Raw genomic sequence first — 16,182 nt, forward strand, 5'->3', positions numbered from 1 at the left:
CAGATTCCCTCTAATCCGCGATGAACCTTTTCTGAGGGGCTGTTACCGGCGGACCCCGTCAATACGAACCCAGTCACCATCCCGGGTGGTCGGGTTGAGGTCAAACCAGGGCGCATAGGCCTCTCGAACGCTCTCTGCCTGGTCGGCCAGGATGCCGGACAGGGCCAGCAGGGTGCCGGGTCGGCAGTAGCCGGCCAGCAATTCGCTGAGCTCCACCAGCGGGCCGGCGAGAATATTGGCCACCAGCACATCGCAGTGATGATCGGGCGGCATCTTGTCCGGCAGGTAGAGTTGCAGGCGGTCCGCCACGCCGTTGTTGCGGGCATTGTCTTCGCTGGCCTGCAGGGCCTGGGGGTCAATGTCGGTGCCGATGGCCTGGCTGGCACCCAGCAACAGGGCCGCAATGGCCAGCACCCCGGAGCCACAGCCGAAATCCAGTACTGTCTTGCCGTTCAGGTCTGCGGCGTCCAGCCATTGCAGGCACAGGGCGGTGGTTTCGTGGGTGCCGGTGCCGAAGGCCAGGCCCGGGTCCAGCTTCAGGTTTACCGCCTGCGGGTCCGGCGCCTCGCTCCAGCTGGGTACAATCCACAGCCGCTGGCCAAAGCGCATGGGGGCGAAATCGTCCATCCAGGCCCGCTCCCAGGCCTGGTCTTCCAGTGTTTCGTGATGATGAGCCTGCGGTGCCAGGCCCTGTTGCGTGAGAGCCTCGATAATCAGCGCGGGATCACGATCGGCCTCGAACAGGGCACTGACCACGGTGTTCTGCCATAGGGGGCGAGTGCCCGGCGGCGGTTCAAACACGGGCTGGTCGGCGCCATCGGTAAGCGTGACGGCACAGGCCCCCATCTCTTCCAGTGCATTCTGGAAGGCATCGGCATGCTGCTCGGTGGTGGCGATGTGCAGTTGTAACCAGGCCATGAAATCTCCGAATTGAGAATGGACAGTGGATGATTGATAACGCGTGACCGGCTGAAGATGGCCGCTACAACGCATGAGGCCGCGCTCAAGCTTTGGGCGCGGCCTCATTTGCCGGAATCATTGATGGGCGCTTTCGCGTAACTATCAATTATCCATTTCCAATTATCAATTTTAATCCTGTCCCAGCTTCTTCTCCAGGTAGTGGATATCCACGCCCCCTTTGGCGAAGGGCTTGTCCTTGAAGATCTTGTCGCGGTGCAGGGGCACATTGGTCTTGATGCCTTCCACCACGATTTCATCCAGAGCATTGCGCATGCGGGCAAAGGCGATGTCCCGGTTCTCGCCCCAGGTAATCAGCTTGCCGATCAGGGAGTCGTAGTAGGGCGGCACGGTGTAGCCGCTGTAGATGTGGGAATCCACTCGCACCCCATTGCCACCGGGGGCATGGAAATAGCTGATCTTGCCGGGGCAGGGTGTGAACTTGACCGGGTCCTCCGCGTTGACCCGCACCTCGATGGCATGGCCCTGGAACTGGATGTCACTCTGTTGCAGTTGCAGGCCTTCACCGCCAGCGATGCGCAGTTGTTCCTTGACGATATCCACCCCGGTAATCATTTCCGTGACCGGATGTTCCACCTGAACCCGGGTGTTCATCTCGATGAAGTAGAAGCGCTCATCTTCATAGAGGAACTCGAAGGTGCCCGCCCCCCGGTAGTTGATCTCCTTGCAGGCGTTGACGCAGCGCTCGGCCACTTCTTCCTTGAGATGCACGGGAATCAGCGGTGCAGGGGCCTCTTCCACCACTTTCTGGTGGCGGCGCTGCAGCGAGCAGTCCCGGTCACCCAGGTGGATGGCATGGCCGGCGCCGTCGGACAGTACCTGGATTTCCACATGGCGGGGTTTCTGCAGAAACTTCTCCATGTAGACGGTGGCATCCCCGAAGGCGTTCTTGGCTTCCGAGCGGGTCAGGGTGATGGCATTGAGCAGGTACTTCTTCTCTTCCACCACACGCATGCCGCGCCCGCCACCGCCGGCGGCCGCCTTGATGATCACCGGGAAGCCGATCTGTTCGGCCATGGCCAGAGCCGCATCGTCGTCTTCGCCCACCGGGCCGTTGGAGCCGGGAACGGTAGGCACACCGGCCTTTTTCATGGCTTCGATGGCAGACACCTTGTTGCCCATCAGGCGGATGGTATCGGCCCGCGGGCCGATAAAGGTGAAGCCGGAGCGTTCCACGCTTTCGGCAAAGTCGGCGTTTTCCGCCAGGAAGCCGTAGCCGGGGTGAATGCCGTCGGCGTCGGTGACTTCCGCGGCGCTGATGATGGCCGGGATGTTCAGGTAGGAATCCACCGACGGCGCCGGGCCGATGCAGACCGCTTCGTCGGCCAGACGCACGTGCATCAGATCCCGGTCGGCCTTGGAATAGACGGCCACGGTACGAATGCCCATTTCCTTGCAGGCACGCAGGATGCGAAGGGCAATTTCGCCACGGTTGGCAATAAGGACTTTTTCCAGCATGACCGCCTCCTTAAACGATGGAGAAGAGCGGCTGGTCGAATTCCACCGGTTCGCCGTCTTCTACCAGAATGGCGTCGATGGTGCCGGACTTGTCTGCCTCGATCTGGTTCATCATCTTCATGGCCTCGACGATGCACAGCACATCGCCGGCCTTGACCTTCTGGCCCACTTCCGCGAAGGACGGAGAGCCCGGTGCCGGAGAGCGGTAGAAGGTGCCGACCATGGGCGAGCGCACCAGGTGGCCGCTGGGGGTGTTGTCGCTTTCCGCCGCCGCAGCCTGCGGAGCCGCCGGCGCGGCGGGTGCCGCCGGAGCCGGTGCCGCCTGGGGCTGCTGATGGTAAACCGGTGCCGCCGCCGGGGCGCGGTTGCCGCCACGGCTGATGCGGACGGATTCTTCGCCTTCGCTGATTTCCAGTTCTTCGATGCCGGACTCTTCCAGCAGCTCGATCAGTTTCTTGATTTTGCGAATGTCCATGCTCAGTCCTGATTCAGTGTGTGCAGGGCGCTTTGCAGTGCCAGCTGGTAGCCATGGGCTCCCAGGCCGCAGACCACGCCCTGGGCGATATCGGAAAAATAGGAATGGTGACGAAACGGTTCCCGGGCGTGCACGTTGGACAGGTGCACTTCAATAAAGGGGATCGCCACGGCCAGCAGGGCGTCACGCAGTGCCACACTGGTATGTGTGAAGGCCGCCGGATTGAAGATGATGAAGTCGATCCCGTCGGTGCGCGCATCGTGGATGCGCTCGATCAACTCGTATTCCGCGTTGCTTTGCAGGTGCTGCAGATGGTGGCCGGCATCGCTGGCCTGTTGCTGCAGTTGCTGGTTGATCTGTGCCAGGGTCACACGGCCGTATTTGTCCGGCTCGCGGGTGCCAAGCAGGTTCAGATTCGGGCCATGCAAAACCAGAATGGAAGCCAAAACAGGTCCCCCTGGGGAATTGTCGTTATTTGCAGTGAACGTGTGGCAAAAAAACGGGTAAACCCGCGCTTTTTGGCACAACTGCAATACTAGGGGGAAAACATGACAGAAAAAAGGGGTTTACAACATTCGTTACAAGTTACCGGAAGATAGCCGGAAATGACCGCCGTATCCGGGCATCTTAGGGCCAGTTAACAGGCCCTCTGTGACAGGGCGCACGGAGAGTGCGCCCGTCGTGATCACAGGGCCGGAAAGATCTTGCGCTTGAGGTGATCGATGAAGCGCTGCGGGCCCATTTCGCCGAGGATACGGGCGCCCTGCACTTCCTTGCCGTCCGGGCCGAAGAACACCAGACACGGCAGGCCGAAAATACCGTATTGAGCCATGATGGCCTGGTTTTCATCGCTGACCTGGGTGATATCCACCCGGTAAAGGAGGAAGTCCCGGCTATTCATGGTGTCCAGCACGCCGGTATGGGTGAGGGTGGTCTTTTCCAGCTCGCGGCAGGCCACACACCACTCGGCAAAGAAGTCCACCAGCACCGGCTTGCCCTCGGCCCGGGCCTGGGCCAGGGCCTGATTGAGGGCCTGCTGGCCGTGCAGGGTCTGCCAGGGGCCGTGGTCCTCGCTGACGCCGCCGCCCGGGGTCTGTGAGGCGGTAGCCATCACGGTGGTGGAGGTCGTGTCGCGGGCCAGCGGTTGCAGCGGGTCATGGCCGCCACCGAGGGCGCCCACCAGCATCACCGCGCCGTACAGGGCGAGCACCGTGGCCAGGCCACGTTTGAGGCGTGATCCCCCTTCGATGACCGGCTCCAGCGCGCCCAGCTGTACGCCGTAGATAGCCAGCAGCAGGCCGTACATCGCCAGGGTCAGGGTGTCATTGACGATGCGGTCGAGCAACCAGATGGCCACGCCCAGCATGACCACACCGAAGAAGCGTTTGATCTCCTCCATCCACATGCCGGCACGGGGCAGCAGGCTGCCGCCGCCAGTGCCAACGATGATCAGTGGCACGCCCATGCCGATGGCCAGGGCGAACAGGGAGGCCGCGCCGGTCAGGGCATCGCCACTGGCGGCCACATAGATCAGGGCGCCGGCCAGGATCGGGGTGACACAGGGAGACACCACCAGCGCCGAGATGGCTCCCATGATGGCGGCGCCGATCAGGCTGCCGCGGCCGGTGTTGCCGGCGTTGCTGAGTCGATCACGCAGGGCGGCGGGCAATTGCAGTTCATAAAGGCCGAACATGGATAGCGCCAGCAGCACGAAAATGACGGCGGAGGTGATGATGGCCGCCGGCTGTTGCAGCAGAAACTGCAGATTGAGCCCGGCACCGAACAGGGCCACCAGCAAGCCGGCCAGGGTGTAGGGCACGGCGACCCCCAGCACATAGCTGACACTGAGCGTGAAACCGCGGGCGGCGCTGGGGTCCTTCTCGCCGGCAATGATGCCGGAAAGAATGGGAATCATGGGGAAGACGCAGGGGGTGAAAGCCAGCAGCAGGCCGCCGGCGAAAAACAGGCCGATGATCAGCAGCAGGCTCTGGCTCTGCATCCACTGGCTGAAGGCGTTGGCGTCCTGGGAGCGCAGGGTGTCGAGAAAACCGGCATTGTCCGCGTCGTTATCGGCGCCGTTGGCATCGTCGCCCGGATTGGTGCCGGTCTGGCTGGCCGGCGCCGGCTGGTCGCTGGCCTGGGTTGGGGCGTCGAAATGGAACACCTTGTGGGTGGGCGGATAGCAGAGGGTATCTTCAATACAGCCCTGGTAGTGCACGTCCAGCTCGGTGGCGCCGGTGGGTAGATGTGCCAGCGGCAGGGTCACGTCCAGATGGTGAAAGTAGACCTCGACCTTGCCGAAGATCTCATCGGTCTTCTGCTTGCCGTCCGGCATCTGCGGCTTGTCGAAGGTCTGCAGAACCTGGCCGTCACTGTCCTTGAGAGTGAAGCTGAAGCGATGCCGGTAGGTATAGACATCGTCGATCATGTCGAAGCTGACCAGCAGCTGACGCTTGTCCCAGTCACTGTCGGCAATGACCTGAATGGCCTGGTCCACGGTCGGCAGTTCCGGTTCGTCCCCCGAGCTGAGCAGGCTCGCGTCGGCGGCATGGGCCAGTTGCAGGGGGGTCAGTACCGCCATCAGCAGCAAATGCCGCCACCAGTGCTTCATGGAATTCTCCTTGTTCTTGGGTGCCCGTGTTGGATGAGCCATCGCGGCGTAAGTTTCATCGCTACGGATTAACGGTGGCTTAAGCATCCCGTTAAGGTTGCTTTAAGACAACTCCCGGATGCTGTGCGAAAAGCCCGAGGAGACCTTTCCATGCGTCTGTCCCTGTTGTTGGCAGTGCTTATGCTGCCGCTGGCCGCCCTGGCCGACACCCAACCATTTTCACCGGAGCAGACCGGTGGTGCAAAAGTCATTTACGTGGACTTCTGGGCCAGCTGGTGCGGTCCGTGCCGGCGCTCCTTCCCGTGGCTCAATGACATGCAGAAACAGTACGGCGACAAGGGCTTCACAGTGATCGGGGTGAACCTGGACCCGAAACGCGCCGATGCCGACAAATTTCTGGATGCCTACCCGGCGTCATTCCCGCTGGTGTTCGACCCGGACGGGGAATACGCCGAACAGTATCACCTCAAGGGCATGCCCAGTGCGGTACTGATCGATGCCAACGGCAAGATCCTGGCCCGCCACGTGGGTTTCCATGAAGAGAAAAAATCCGAATACGAGCAACAAATCATCAGCCTGCTGGAGGCACAACAATGATCAAGATTATCACCGCAGCATTGCTGCTGGTGGGCCTGGCCGGTTGCCAGAATCTGGGGGTACAACCCTGGCAGCGTGACCTGCTGGCCCAGCCGGCCATGACCATTGGTGAGGCGGACGGACTGGATGACGCCTTTGACGATCACATCTATTTCAGCAAGGAAGCCTCCAGCGGGGGCCGCGGCTTCGGCGGCGGCGGTTGCGGCTGTAACTGAGGGCAGGGGACATGAAAAAAACACAGACCAAACAGATCAGCGCCGGCCTGGCCGCCGCCACCTGCGCCCTGCTGGGCAACAGCGCCCAGGCAGCGCCGGCGGCGGATGACGGCTGGAAGTTCGACAGCGCCGTGCTTTATTACAGTGAGCAGGATCGGGTCACCGCCGTGGAGCCGGTGATTCAGGGCCAGCGCACCTTCAAGGATGACAGCGAGCTCAAGCTCAAGCTCACGGTGGATTCGCTCACCGGCGCCTCGCACAACGGGGCCATCACCTCCGACAAGCCGCAGACGTTCACGTCGCCGTCCGGTAACGAAACCTATACCACCAACCCCGGTGAGGTGCCGCTGGATGACTCCTTCCACGACACCCGTACGGCCGCCAACGTGCAATACACCCGCCCCATCAACCGTCTGTGGCGCTGGACGGCGGGTCTGAACTTCTCCAACGAGTATGACTTTACTTCGCTGGGCCTGAATGCCGGCGTGATGCGTGACTTCAACGACAAGAACTCCACGCTGACTTTTGCCCTGTCCCACGAGGCGGACACCATTGATCCGGTGGGTGGCGTGCCGGTGGGGCTGAGCATCCAGAGTGATCAGCAGAAAACCGACGGCAGCGAAGACCGCAGCGTGGATGATGTGCTGGTGGGCCTGACCCAGGTGATCAACCGTCGCTGGATCATGCAGCTCAACTACAACCTGTCGGTCACCGATGGCTACAACACGGACCCCTACAAGGTGGTTACCGTGGTGGATGCCAATGGCGATCCGCTGGAAGCGGAAGCGCTGGGCGGCACCAATATCGGTCCCGGCGACGGCCAGGTATTCGAGCTGCGCCCGGATTCACGCACCAAGCATGCACTCTACTGGGAAAACCGCTATCACTTCTCACGGGATGTGCTGGCGGTGGGCTACCGCTTCATGACCGATGACTGGGGCATCAATTCCCACACCCTGGATGTGAAATACCGCATCCCGTTTGGTCAGACCTGGTATGTTCAGCCCCATGTGCGCTGGTACCAGCAGAGCGAGGCGGACTTCTACCGCGAGTCCATTACCCAGGCCGAGCTGGCCACCACCAAGGAAGTGTCCGCCGATTACCGGCTGGGCAAACTGACGGACATGACCTATGGCGTCAAGCTGGCCAAGCAATGGCAGTCCGGTCAGGAGCTGAGCTTCCGGGTGGAGAGCTTCCAGCAGAGTGGTGACAGTGATGCCGCGGATCTGGATGCAGTGATTGCCCAGGTGGGGTATACCTTCTACTGGTAAACCGCGACCGACAATCAAGCGGCATGATGGATGCGTGCATGGATGTCACACTAGAACATGCCTGCGACAAGGAAAGCGGCCCGCTCTGGCGTGGCCGCTTTTCTGCCATGGCGAGCCCCTGTGAAGTGCTGGTGCGCGTTGACTCGCGCACCCGCGCCGCCCAGGTGCTCGACACCGTGGCGGCGGAAGCCGCCCGCATCGAGCAGCACTTCTCCCGCTACCGCGATGACAACCCGGTCTGGCATATCAACAACGCCAACGGTGACTGGGTGGACGTGGACGAGGAAATCGAACGCCTGCTGGAGTTTGCCGACTACTGCTACGTGATCAGCGATGGCGCCTTCGATATCACCTCCGGCGTATTACGCCGGGCCTGGCGTTTCGATGGCTCCGACCGTCTGCCCGGTGATGATCAGGTGCAGGCGCTGTTGCCGCTGATCGGCTGGCAGAAGGTGGAACGTCAGCCGGGCCGCATTCGCATGCCCGCAGGCATGGAACTGGACTTCGGCGGCATCGGCAAGGAGTACGCGGTGGACCGGGCCTTCGAGCTGGCCGCAGCCTGCTGCGAGGCGGATCTGCTGGTGAACTTCGGTGGTGATCTGCGGGCCCGAAGCCGCCAGGAGCCGTGGCGGGTGGGCATGGAGGGCACCGCACGTCCACTGGCGGGTACCCTCGCGCTGACCACCGGTGCCCTGGCCACCAGCGGCGACAGCCGCCGTTTTCTGCTCAAGGACGGCATACGTTACAGTCATGTGCTGGACCCACGCACCGGCTACCCGGTGAGCGGGGCGCCCCGGGCGGTGACCGTGCTGGCGACACAATGCACCCAGGCTGGCCTGCTGGCGACCCTGGCGTTGTTACAGGGCGAGGGGGCGCAAGCATTGCTGACGGATAATCAGGTAACACACTGGATTCAGAGGGAAGGGGAATGAGGCTGTTACTGGTCGAGGACGATCAGCTGCTGGCGGACGGGTTGCTGCGGGCACTGAAGGCAGAAGGGTACACCCTGGATCATGTATCCCGGGGCGATGAGGTGGTGCCGGCGATCCAGAACGGTAACTTCCAGCTTTTGTTGCTGGATCTGGGATTGCCGGGGCTGGACGGTCTGGCCGCCCTGCGAGCCCTGCGCGAGTACGACCGCCAGGTGCCGGTGATCATCATCAGTGCCCGTGATCAGCTGGATGAGCGCATCGGCGGCCTGGATGCCGGCGCCGATGATTACATGGTCAAACCGTTCTCGGTGGCTGAGCTGGTGGCCCGTATTCGTGCCCGCCTGCGCCGCCATGAGGCGCCCACGGCAGAGCATGTGATGCTGGGCGATATCGACATTGATGTCTCCGCCCTGAAAGTCTCCCGGGGCGGCGAACCGGTGCCCCTGTCGCGTCGGGAAATGAGCGTGCTGATGTTGCTGGTGCGTCAGCGGGGCCGGGTGGTGACCCGGGATCAGCTGGAGCAGGGGCTCTATGGCTGGAGCGATGACGTGGAGAGCAATGCCCTGGAAGTGCATATTCACCACCTGCGCAAAAAACTCGGCAGTGATCTGATTCGCACTGTTCGTGGTGTAGGCTATAGCCTCAACTAGGGCTTCGCTGAAATAAAGACAGGGTCAGATGTACTCCATACGCCGATTTCTTTCCGTTTCCCTGCTGCTGGTGATCCTTGGCGGAGGCCTGTTGCTGGGGCTGATCACCTACCTGACACTCTACGACGAGCTGGATGAACAGTACGATGCGGAGCTGATCCAGAGTGCCCATCTGCTGGCCTCCTTCTGGCGTGAAGGGCAGTTGCCGGACCAGGCGCTGGCGGCTCTGGATGAGCAGGAAAACCGTTACCAGCGCTACTTCGTCTATCAGCTCTGGAATGACCACAAGCTGGTCATGGCCAGCGCCGGGGCCCCCCGTGATCCTTTCACGCCGCTGGGCTCGCGCCCTCACTACAACGAAAAGGATGGCTGGCATATCTATACCCTGCCACTGTCCGGGCAGCGCTGGCTGGTGCTGGCGGAGAGCGACCGCTCCCGGCGCTCGCTGGTGGACAGCATGGCGGCGGTGGTGCTCAGCCCCTACCTGCTCAGTCTGCCGGTGATCCTGATTCTGGTGTGGCTGGCCATTCGCCGGGGGCTCAAGCCCCTGTCGCGCCTGACCCATGCGGTGGCCAACCGCAGTGCCGATAACCTGGAGCCCTTGCCATCCGGCAAGCCGGTGCGGGAATTGTTGCCCCTGGAGCAGGCCATCAACGAACTGCTGGGACAGTTGCAGGATGCCCTGGACCGGGAGAAGCGCTTTACCGCAGACGCCGCCCACGAACTCCGGACCCTGTTGATGGTGCTGCGGCTGCACGCGGATAACGCCCGTCATCTCACCGATGCCAGCCAGGTGGATGCCTCCCTGCAGCAGCTTGATACCGCCCTGGTGCGGGCGTCGCGCATGGTCGAGCAGCTACTGGCCCTGGCCCGGCTGGACCCGCAGGTATTCCGGGAACAGGACGGTGAGTGTGATGCCACTGCCCTGAGCCGGGACATCATCGCCAATCTGCTGCCGCTGGCCGATGCCCGCCGGCAACAGTTGAGCCTGCTGTTGGAGCAGGCCATGCCCGTGGCCATGCCGGCGGAGTCCTTGCATCTGGTATTGCGCAACCTGCTCGACAATGCCTGCCGCTATTCCCCGGCGGGCAGTGAGATCGCCGTGGATGGCGAGAGCCTGGGCAACCGTGTGCGCCTGACCATCAGTGATGGCGGAGAAGGGCTGGATGATTCCGCCCAGAAACGTTTCCGTGAGCGCTTCAGCCGGGGAGACCGGGATCAGTCCGGCGCCGGGCTGGGCTTGTCCATCGTTGACCGTGTATTGTCGCTCTATGGCGGTACACTGAGTTACCGTTGTCGCCAGGGTGACCTGCCGGCGGCGGCCATCGTCACCATCCCTGCCGCACGGGGAGGGGCTGCGCTATAGTAGCGAGCAGAGAATACGCGCAGCGTTTCGGGGACGCACGACGATCACGGGAGCGATCATGAGTAACGAAAAATTCAGCGAAAAAATGGGCGATGCCATGCTCGACCCACGTAACAGCCGTATCTGGAAGGGCCTGTTCTGGTTGTTGCTGCTGTTATTGCTGGTGGATGTCTTACTGGGCTGGTACTGGAGCATGGAGCCGGACCTGCACCGGGTGACGCCGCGAGCCGACGCGGTGGTTGGCGAAACCACCACCCGTGAAGTGATTCGCGTGGCCGAAACCCTGCTCGACAAGCCCGGTGGTTATCTGAGCAACGATATTCTGCCCCATCGCCTGTGGCTGGATAATATGCCCAACTGGGAATATGGCGTGCTGGTGCAGCTGCGTGACATGACCCGTGTCATGCGCCGCGACATGAGCCGTTCCCAGTCCCAGAGCCAGGAAGACAAGGACCTGGCCATTGCCGAGCCGCAGTTCAACTTCGATGCCAAAAGCTGGGCCATGCCGGCTACCGAGAGCGAGTACCGTCGTGGCATCAAGGCGCTGCAACGCTATCTGGACCGTCTTACCGATGGCAACGACAACGACGCCCACTTCTATGCCCGTGCCGATAATCTCAATTACTGGCTCAACGAGGTGCAGAACCGTCTTGGCGCCCTGAGCCTCAAACTGAGCCAGAGTGTCGGTCGCAGCCAGCTCAACATGGACCAGGAAGAAGGCGGTCTGGCCGCAGAAGTGGACGAGACTGGCGACTACGTGAAAACTCCTTGGCTGAAGATTGACGATGCCTTCTACGAAGCCCGCGGTGCCGCCTGGGCCCTGACCCAGCTGATGCGGGCGGCGGAAGTGGATTTTGCCGATGTCCTGCGCAAGAAAAACGCCACCGTCAGCTACCGCCAGATGGTACGCGAACTGGAATCCACCCAGGACACCCTGTGGAGCCCCATGATCCTCAACGGTGACGGCTTCGGCATGCTGGCCAACCACTCGCTGGTGATGGCCAACTATATTTCCCGGGCCAATGCCGCGCTGATTGATCTGCGCAAACTGCTTCAGGAAGGGTGAGGGTTTAATTGATAGTTGATAATGGATAATTGATAACGCCGCGAATTCGCGCTGATGTAACCGTAAACGCAAGAGGCCGCGCCCACCGATTTGGGCGCGGCCTCTTTATTTTCAGATCATTGCTGCGTTTGAACGCGCAGTTATCAATTATCCATTATCAACTATCAATTATTCTTACGCCGCATTCTTTGCCTTCGGCTCAGGCAGGCTCTTGCGCCATTTTTCGATCAGCGCGCTGTTATCGTCGTCCCAGGGGTGGAAACCGGGTTTCAGGTACTGGAACCAGGCGGGGATGATGCTGCTGATCACGCCCCGGTAGCCGAAGCCTTTCCATAGCCCTTTTGCCAGGGTCAGCGGTTTGCGGTGGGCGCCGTCGCGTTTGAGCATCTGCCAGGTGAAGTAGCTGGAAAAGCCGATCAGGTAGGCGGTGCTGGACAGGAACAGCCGCTGGCGCTCCAGGTAGCTGCCGTTCACATCCTTGTACAGATCAAAGGCCACGGCCTTGTGTTCGGTTTCCTCGATGGCGTGCCAGACCCACAGGTCGCGCACCGCCGGGTCCATCTTTGCCAGCAGGTCCGGGCGACGCAGGATGGCATCGGCGAGAATCGCGGTGAAATGCTCCAGACCGGCGGTGGCGGCCAGTTGCTGGCGCTCGGTCATGTACTTGCGCGCGCCGGCCAGCAGCTTGTTGGTCACGGCCAGGGCGTGCTTGACGATATCGTCGTATTTGCCATCGGCAATCAGGTCATTGAAGGCCTGATGCTCCAGCGAATGCATGGCCTCCTGGCCGATAAAGCCGGAGATATCCTTCTGCCGGTCCTTGTCCTGGACCTGGTCACGCAGGGCGCGTACCGAATCCACGAAGAAGCGTTCACCATCCGGGAAGGTCAGCGACAGGATATTGAGCAGGTGGGTAAGAACCGGATCGTTGTCGAACCAGTAATCATCATGCTGAATCCCTTCGAAGGAAAATCCCATGCGGCGCGGGGTAATGGGGATGGCCGGGGTTTTGTGTTTCTTTACCAGTCGTAGCTTCATGAATCACTCCGGGCGTGAATGCCGTTGCTGACATTACTCAATGGCAATTACTATGCTTGAGTTTTGTTATATCGGTCTTGTCGCGGAGGGCCAACAAATGGTGAGTTCGGGCCGCCCCTGGGGGAACACCGGCGTGCCGGGTATCTATGTGGTGCTGCTCTATGACCTGCTGGTGGCCATGGATCTGGATGCGCCGGCCCTGCTGGAAGGGCTGGGCATCAGCCGTGATGAGTTGCTGGCGCCGGACCGGCGTGTGTCCATGGCGCTGGCCCAGACCGTGGCCGAGCGGGGCCTGGCCATGGCCGGCGATCGCGGTCTGGGATTCCGCTATGCCCGGGCCATGAGCATCACCCTGCATGGCCCGGTGGGCCTGCTGGCCCTGTCCAGCGCCAGTGCCCAGGATGCCCTGGACGCGGCCTGTCGGTTTCTGGGCCTGCGCGCGCCTTTTCTGGTGATCGACTATGCCCGCCACGGTGAGATGGCGCACCTCAAGCTGAAAAGCACCGTTCCGCTGGGGGTGGCCCATGATTTCATCATGGAGGCCATGCTGGTGGGATTGGCCTTCATGGTCGAGCAGTTGCTGGATGCTCCCCCCGAGGGGCTGGAGATCCGCCGTCGCAGCCCGCCGCCGGCCTACTGGCGCGAGATGGAGGCGGACATCCGGGTGCCGGTGCTGTTTGATCAGCAGGAAGAGGCACTGGTGTTTCCTCAGTCGGCCATGGCCGCGCGCCCGCGGCTGGCGGACCCCCAGGTGGCGGCGCTGGCCCGGGAACAGTGCGAGATGGAGTTTCGCCAGTGGCGAACCGAAGAAGACGGCGTGCTGGCCGAGCGGGTGCGCACTACCCTGCAGGACCATACCGCCCCCATGCCCTCCCTGGAGGCCATGGCCGAGCGGTTGTCGGTCTCGGCCCGTACTCTCAAGCGTCACCTGCAGCAGGCGGGTCTGAGCTATCGTCAGTTGCAGGACGAAGAGCGTTACCGACAGGCCAAACGCCTGCTCGGCAACCGGCGCAACAGCATCAGTGAGGTGGCCTACTCGCTGGGTTATAACGATGTGGCCAATTTTTCCCGGGCGTTCAAACGCTGGAGCGGTGTCACGCCCCGGGGGTTCCGCGAGCGTGACAGTGCCGGTTAGGCCTGCCGCCGCAGGCGATCACGGTGCGTAAAAGTGTGTCGCGGGTCAAAAAAGGAAACATTGAGACAATATTGTATTATTGACTCACGATAAGCCTGCCCTTAGTGTTTGGCCTGACACGTCATAACACTAACAAGGAAGAAAGGGGGCCGATGTACTGGTCCCGTCTCGCTGTCGCCAGGACCCCTTTCCTCCGTGTATCACCCCCGCGCTGAGCGCGGGGGTATTCAGGAGGCCCGTGATGCTACAACAATTCCCCTCAGGCTGGCGCCTTGCCGGTGCCTGTCTTGTACGCTTTTTCCCTGCGTTGATGCTGCTGACGCTACCCATGGCAGCCAGCGCCGATACGGATGATCTGCTCGGCAGTAGCCATGGCGGTTCCCCCCAGTGGGATTTCTGCTGGGGCAAACCCGATGATGCGGTGTTGCCCGCAGACCCGCGCACCCTGGTACAGCCGGGCATCAGTGACGGCCGGGCCGTGCATTTCAATGCTTACTGGAAAGACTGCCACCTCAACCCCCAGGAAATTCAGGAGGAGGGGCATGCTCGCACCTGTGGCGAGTTGCGTGATCGCTTCTATCGGGGGGAGGCGCTGCTGGAAACAGGGGGGGCCGGGGTGGCGGCGCTCTTTGCGGGTAACGACCCGAGCCTGCCGGAAGCCGCCTTCGGTATTTCCACCTTCACGGCCATGCAATACAACCAGTTATGGCGGATCTGGGGAGGCTTCATGTTCCGCCCTGATAATTTCGATCAGCTGGTGGCGCAGCGTTATGGCTCCGGATTTGGTGAAAACCGCAACCCCTATCCGCTGCCGGGTGAGGACCCCAACCGCACCAATGGGGGCTCGGGCAAACTGCCGGAAATGTTTACTCAGCTGCGTAATGCCGATGGTAGCTGGAGCGGGCGTATTGGTGTGACCTGCCATGCCTGCCACAGTGGGGTGGTCGGTTCCAATGACGGCAAGGGGCCGGGCATGACCTATGGCGGCGGCAGCAGCCTGGCGGATCTGGATTTGCTGCTGCGCGACATGTTGCCGCTGGGTTATCCCGCTTCCCTGGCCGATTTCGCCAACCTCAATCGTACCCGCGGCACCAACAACGCCAGCGATATCAATCTGGCGTTCCTGTTCCCTGACGAGGAGCCGTTATCACCGTCGGAATTCATCGGTTTGCTCAACTCCGGCTCCACCGCCGACATGGATACGCCGGCCTGGTGGAACATGGGCCACCGTCCGGCCAAATTCGTGGACGGGGTCTTCCCCATGGATGCCGGCCGCGTGGACATGGTCTTTTACACCCCCTTTATCGGCCTGTTCGGTGCCGCCGGTGGCCCGGTGAGCGAGAAAGGGCAGGACTGGATGCGCGCCCATGGCCCGGCCATCAATACCTGGGTGGAAGGGCTCAAGTCTCCGGCCTATCCCTATCCGGTGGATAAGGATCTGGCCCGGGAAGGCTCGGAGCTGTTCCATACCCTGGATCTGTGGGGTAGCGGCCGCAACAATCCAACGCCGCGCCCGCAGGGCAATGGCTCCTGTGCCAGCTGCCACGGTGCCTATGCGCCCCGTTATGTGAATGACGCATCCTTCCTGGCGTCGCCGGCACTGGAAGGCATGGCCGGTTACATCGTACCCAAGGATATTATCGGCACCGACCCGGTACGACTGGAAACCAACAACGCGGCTGTCCAGCAGGCCGGTGCCAAGAACTTCTTTGGCTACCCGCCCACCCGGGGCACGGACCAGGACTGCGGCCCGCAGAACCAACAACGTCTGCGCGGTGATCGTGAACTGGGCTATCTGGCGCCGCCGCTCTATGGTGTCTGGGCCACGGCGCCCTATTTCCACAATGGTTCCGTACCCAATATCTGGGACGTGCTGGACCCGCAGGACCGCCCGGCCATCTGGCGGCGCAAGTCGGCCCCGGCACGCTGGGATCAGCAGGGCCGGGTTGTCATGGGCTACGATACCGACCTGGACCGGGCCTATGACCAGCAGAAGCTGGGCTGGAAGTACGACAACATCCAGTGCCGGTTCCGTAGCTGGTGGAACCCGTCCGTGTCTCCCTACATCAACTGCGATCCGGGTGATGACCAGGCCGATCCGCTGGCTCAACAGATCATGGGCGGGCTCTACAATAACCTGATCCTGACCTGGAATATTCTCTATCCGCCGACCCTTACCCGTCAGCAGATGGAAGATCGCAAGATCTACAACACCCATGCCCATGGTCAGGGCAATGAGGGGCATGATTTCAGTGAAGTCCTCACCGACCATGAGAAACAGGCCATCATCGAGTACCTGAAGACCCTCTAGGGGGCTTCGGGCAAACTCGCAAAGACACAAAAAAGCCGGCTTAAAGCCCACTGCTGTCCCACAGTTGAGGGAAAAATGA

Annotated in this window: 15 protein-coding genes; 9 read left to right on the forward strand and 6 right to left on the reverse strand. The window is 61.7% G+C overall.

Annotation, left to right across the window (positions count from 1 at the left end; all coding sequences use genetic code 11):
• Window positions 1–42 precede the first annotated feature (42 nt).
• The 5 genes from prmA to dsbD form a co-directional block, all read right to left on the reverse strand.
• Window positions 43–918, reverse strand: a complete 876-nt coding sequence (gene prmA / locus A11A3_RS16440; RefSeq protein WP_008930463.1) for a 50S ribosomal protein L11 methyltransferase — start codon at window positions 916–918, stop codon at window positions 43–45.
• A gap of 171 nt (window positions 919–1,089) precedes the next feature.
• Complete coding sequence (gene accC, locus A11A3_RS16445; RefSeq protein WP_008930464.1) at window positions 1,090–2,436, reverse strand: acetyl-CoA carboxylase biotin carboxylase subunit; 1,347 nt, start codon at window positions 2,434–2,436, stop codon at window positions 1,090–1,092.
• A gap of 10 nt (window positions 2,437–2,446) precedes the next feature.
• The gene (gene accB / locus A11A3_RS16450) at window positions 2,447–2,911 is read right to left on the reverse strand and encodes an acetyl-CoA carboxylase biotin carboxyl carrier protein (RefSeq protein WP_008930465.1); all 465 of its coding nucleotides are present in this window, start codon (window positions 2,909–2,911) and stop codon (window positions 2,447–2,449) included.
• A 2-nt stretch (window positions 2,912–2,913) separates the two neighbouring features.
• Window positions 2,914–3,357: a type II 3-dehydroquinate dehydratase gene (gene aroQ, locus A11A3_RS16455; protein ID WP_008930466.1), complete on the reverse strand. Its 444-nt coding sequence runs from the start codon at window positions 3,355–3,357 to the stop codon at window positions 2,914–2,916.
• A 239-nt stretch (window positions 3,358–3,596) separates the two neighbouring features.
• Window positions 3,597–5,522 (reverse strand): protein-disulfide reductase DsbD, encoded by a 1,926-nt coding sequence (dsbD, locus tag A11A3_RS16460; RefSeq protein ID WP_008930467.1) that lies wholly within the window; start codon window positions 5,520–5,522, stop codon window positions 3,597–3,599.
• Between the two features lie 150 nt (window positions 5,523–5,672).
• On the opposite strand from dsbD, the gene A11A3_RS16465 reads away from it, so the two are divergent.
• From A11A3_RS16465 to A11A3_RS16495, 7 genes are read left to right on the forward strand one after another with little or no spacing between them, the layout of a single operon-like run.
• Window positions 5,673–6,119, forward strand: a complete 447-nt coding sequence (locus A11A3_RS16465) for a TlpA disulfide reductase family protein (protein WP_008930468.1) — start codon at window positions 5,673–5,675, stop codon at window positions 6,117–6,119.
• On the forward strand, window positions 6,116–6,334 hold the full coding sequence (locus A11A3_RS16470; protein WP_008930469.1) for a DUF4266 domain-containing protein: 219 nt from the start codon (window positions 6,116–6,118) through the stop codon (window positions 6,332–6,334). The genes A11A3_RS16465 and A11A3_RS16470 overlap by 4 nt, the downstream gene beginning before the upstream one ends.
• An 11-nt stretch (window positions 6,335–6,345) precedes the next feature.
• Entirely contained in the window at window positions 6,346–7,605 is a 1,260-nt protein-coding gene (locus A11A3_RS16475; protein ID WP_008930470.1) for a DUF3570 domain-containing protein, read from the forward strand.
• Between the two features lie 38 nt (window positions 7,606–7,643).
• The gene (locus tag A11A3_RS16480; protein WP_008930471.1) at window positions 7,644–8,537 is read left to right on the forward strand and encodes an FAD:protein FMN transferase; all 894 of its coding nucleotides are present in this window, start codon (window positions 7,644–7,646) and stop codon (window positions 8,535–8,537) included.
• A complete protein-coding gene (locus tag A11A3_RS16485) occupies window positions 8,534–9,187 on the forward strand; it encodes a response regulator (protein WP_008930472.1) in 654 nt (217 codons plus the stop codon). The genes A11A3_RS16480 and A11A3_RS16485 overlap by 4 nt, the downstream gene beginning before the upstream one ends.
• A 28-nt stretch (window positions 9,188–9,215) precedes the next feature.
• Window positions 9,216–10,553, forward strand: a complete 1,338-nt coding sequence (locus A11A3_RS16490; protein WP_008930473.1) for an ATP-binding protein — start codon at window positions 9,216–9,218, stop codon at window positions 10,551–10,553.
• 58 nt (window positions 10,554–10,611) lie between these two features.
• Window positions 10,612–11,619: a DUF2333 family protein gene (locus tag A11A3_RS16495; protein ID WP_008930474.1), complete on the forward strand. Its 1,008-nt coding sequence runs from the start codon at window positions 10,612–10,614 to the stop codon at window positions 11,617–11,619.
• A 174-nt stretch (window positions 11,620–11,793) separates the two neighbouring features.
• On the opposite strand, the gene A11A3_RS16500 is transcribed toward A11A3_RS16495, so the two are convergent.
• Window positions 11,794–12,657, reverse strand: a complete 864-nt coding sequence (locus A11A3_RS16500; protein ID WP_008930475.1) for a metal-dependent hydrolase — start codon at window positions 12,655–12,657, stop codon at window positions 11,794–11,796.
• A gap of 97 nt (window positions 12,658–12,754) precedes the next feature.
• Here A11A3_RS16500 and A11A3_RS16505 point away from each other — a divergent pair, with 97 nt between their 5' ends.
• A complete protein-coding gene (locus A11A3_RS16505; protein ID WP_008930476.1) occupies window positions 12,755–13,792 on the forward strand; it encodes an AraC family transcriptional regulator in 1,038 nt (345 codons plus the stop codon).
• Window positions 13,793–14,033: 241 nt separating this feature from the next.
• Window positions 14,034–16,103: a rubber dioxygenase RoxB gene (roxB, locus tag A11A3_RS16510; RefSeq protein WP_008930477.1), complete on the forward strand. Its 2,070-nt coding sequence runs from the start codon at window positions 14,034–14,036 to the stop codon at window positions 16,101–16,103.
• Window positions 16,104–16,182: the final 79 nt, after the last annotated feature.

The sequence above is a fragment of the Alcanivorax hongdengensis A-11-3 genome (genome assembly GCF_000300995.1).
In the GTDB taxonomy this organism is placed as follows: domain Bacteria; phylum Pseudomonadota; class Gammaproteobacteria; order Pseudomonadales; family Alcanivoracaceae; genus Alcanivorax; species Alcanivorax hongdengensis.

Bases quoted from the DNA above. Each gene is read 5' to 3' on its own strand.
- A11A3_RS16500 (WP_008930475.1), bottom strand. From the start codon at position 12,657: ATGAAGCTACGACTGGTAAAGAAACACAAAACCCCGGCCATCCCCATT.
- A11A3_RS16505 (WP_008930476.1), top strand. From the start codon at position 12,755: ATGGTGAGTTCGGGCCGCCCCTGGGGGAACACCGGCGTGCCGGGTATC.
- A11A3_RS16495 (WP_008930474.1), top strand. From the start codon at position 10,612: ATGAGTAACGAAAAATTCAGCGAAAAAATGGGCGATGCCATGCTCGAC.
- A11A3_RS16490 (WP_008930473.1), top strand. From the start codon at position 9,216: ATGTACTCCATACGCCGATTTCTTTCCGTTTCCCTGCTGCTGGTGATC.
- A11A3_RS16485 (WP_008930472.1), top strand. From the start codon at position 8,534: ATGAGGCTGTTACTGGTCGAGGACGATCAGCTGCTGGCGGACGGGTTG.
- A11A3_RS16465 (WP_008930468.1), top strand. From the start codon at position 5,673: ATGCGTCTGTCCCTGTTGTTGGCAGTGCTTATGCTGCCGCTGGCCGCC.
- A11A3_RS16475 (WP_008930470.1), top strand. From the start codon at position 6,346: ATGAAAAAAACACAGACCAAACAGATCAGCGCCGGCCTGGCCGCCGCC.
- prmA (WP_008930463.1), bottom strand. From the start codon at position 918: ATGGCCTGGTTACAACTGCACATCGCCACCACCGAGCAGCATGCCGAT.
- dsbD (WP_008930467.1), bottom strand. From the start codon at position 5,522: ATGAAGCACTGGTGGCGGCATTTGCTGCTGATGGCGGTACTGACCCCC.
- accB (WP_008930465.1), bottom strand. From the start codon at position 2,911: ATGGACATTCGCAAAATCAAGAAACTGATCGAGCTGCTGGAAGAGTCC.
- roxB (WP_008930477.1), top strand. From the start codon at position 14,034: ATGCTACAACAATTCCCCTCAGGCTGGCGCCTTGCCGGTGCCTGTCTT.
- A11A3_RS16470 (WP_008930469.1), top strand. From the start codon at position 6,116: ATGATCAAGATTATCACCGCAGCATTGCTGCTGGTGGGCCTGGCCGGT.
- accC (WP_008930464.1), bottom strand. From the start codon at position 2,436: ATGCTGGAAAAAGTCCTTATTGCCAACCGTGGCGAAATTGCCCTTCGC.
- A11A3_RS16480 (WP_008930471.1), top strand. From the start codon at position 7,644: ATGGATGTCACACTAGAACATGCCTGCGACAAGGAAAGCGGCCCGCTC.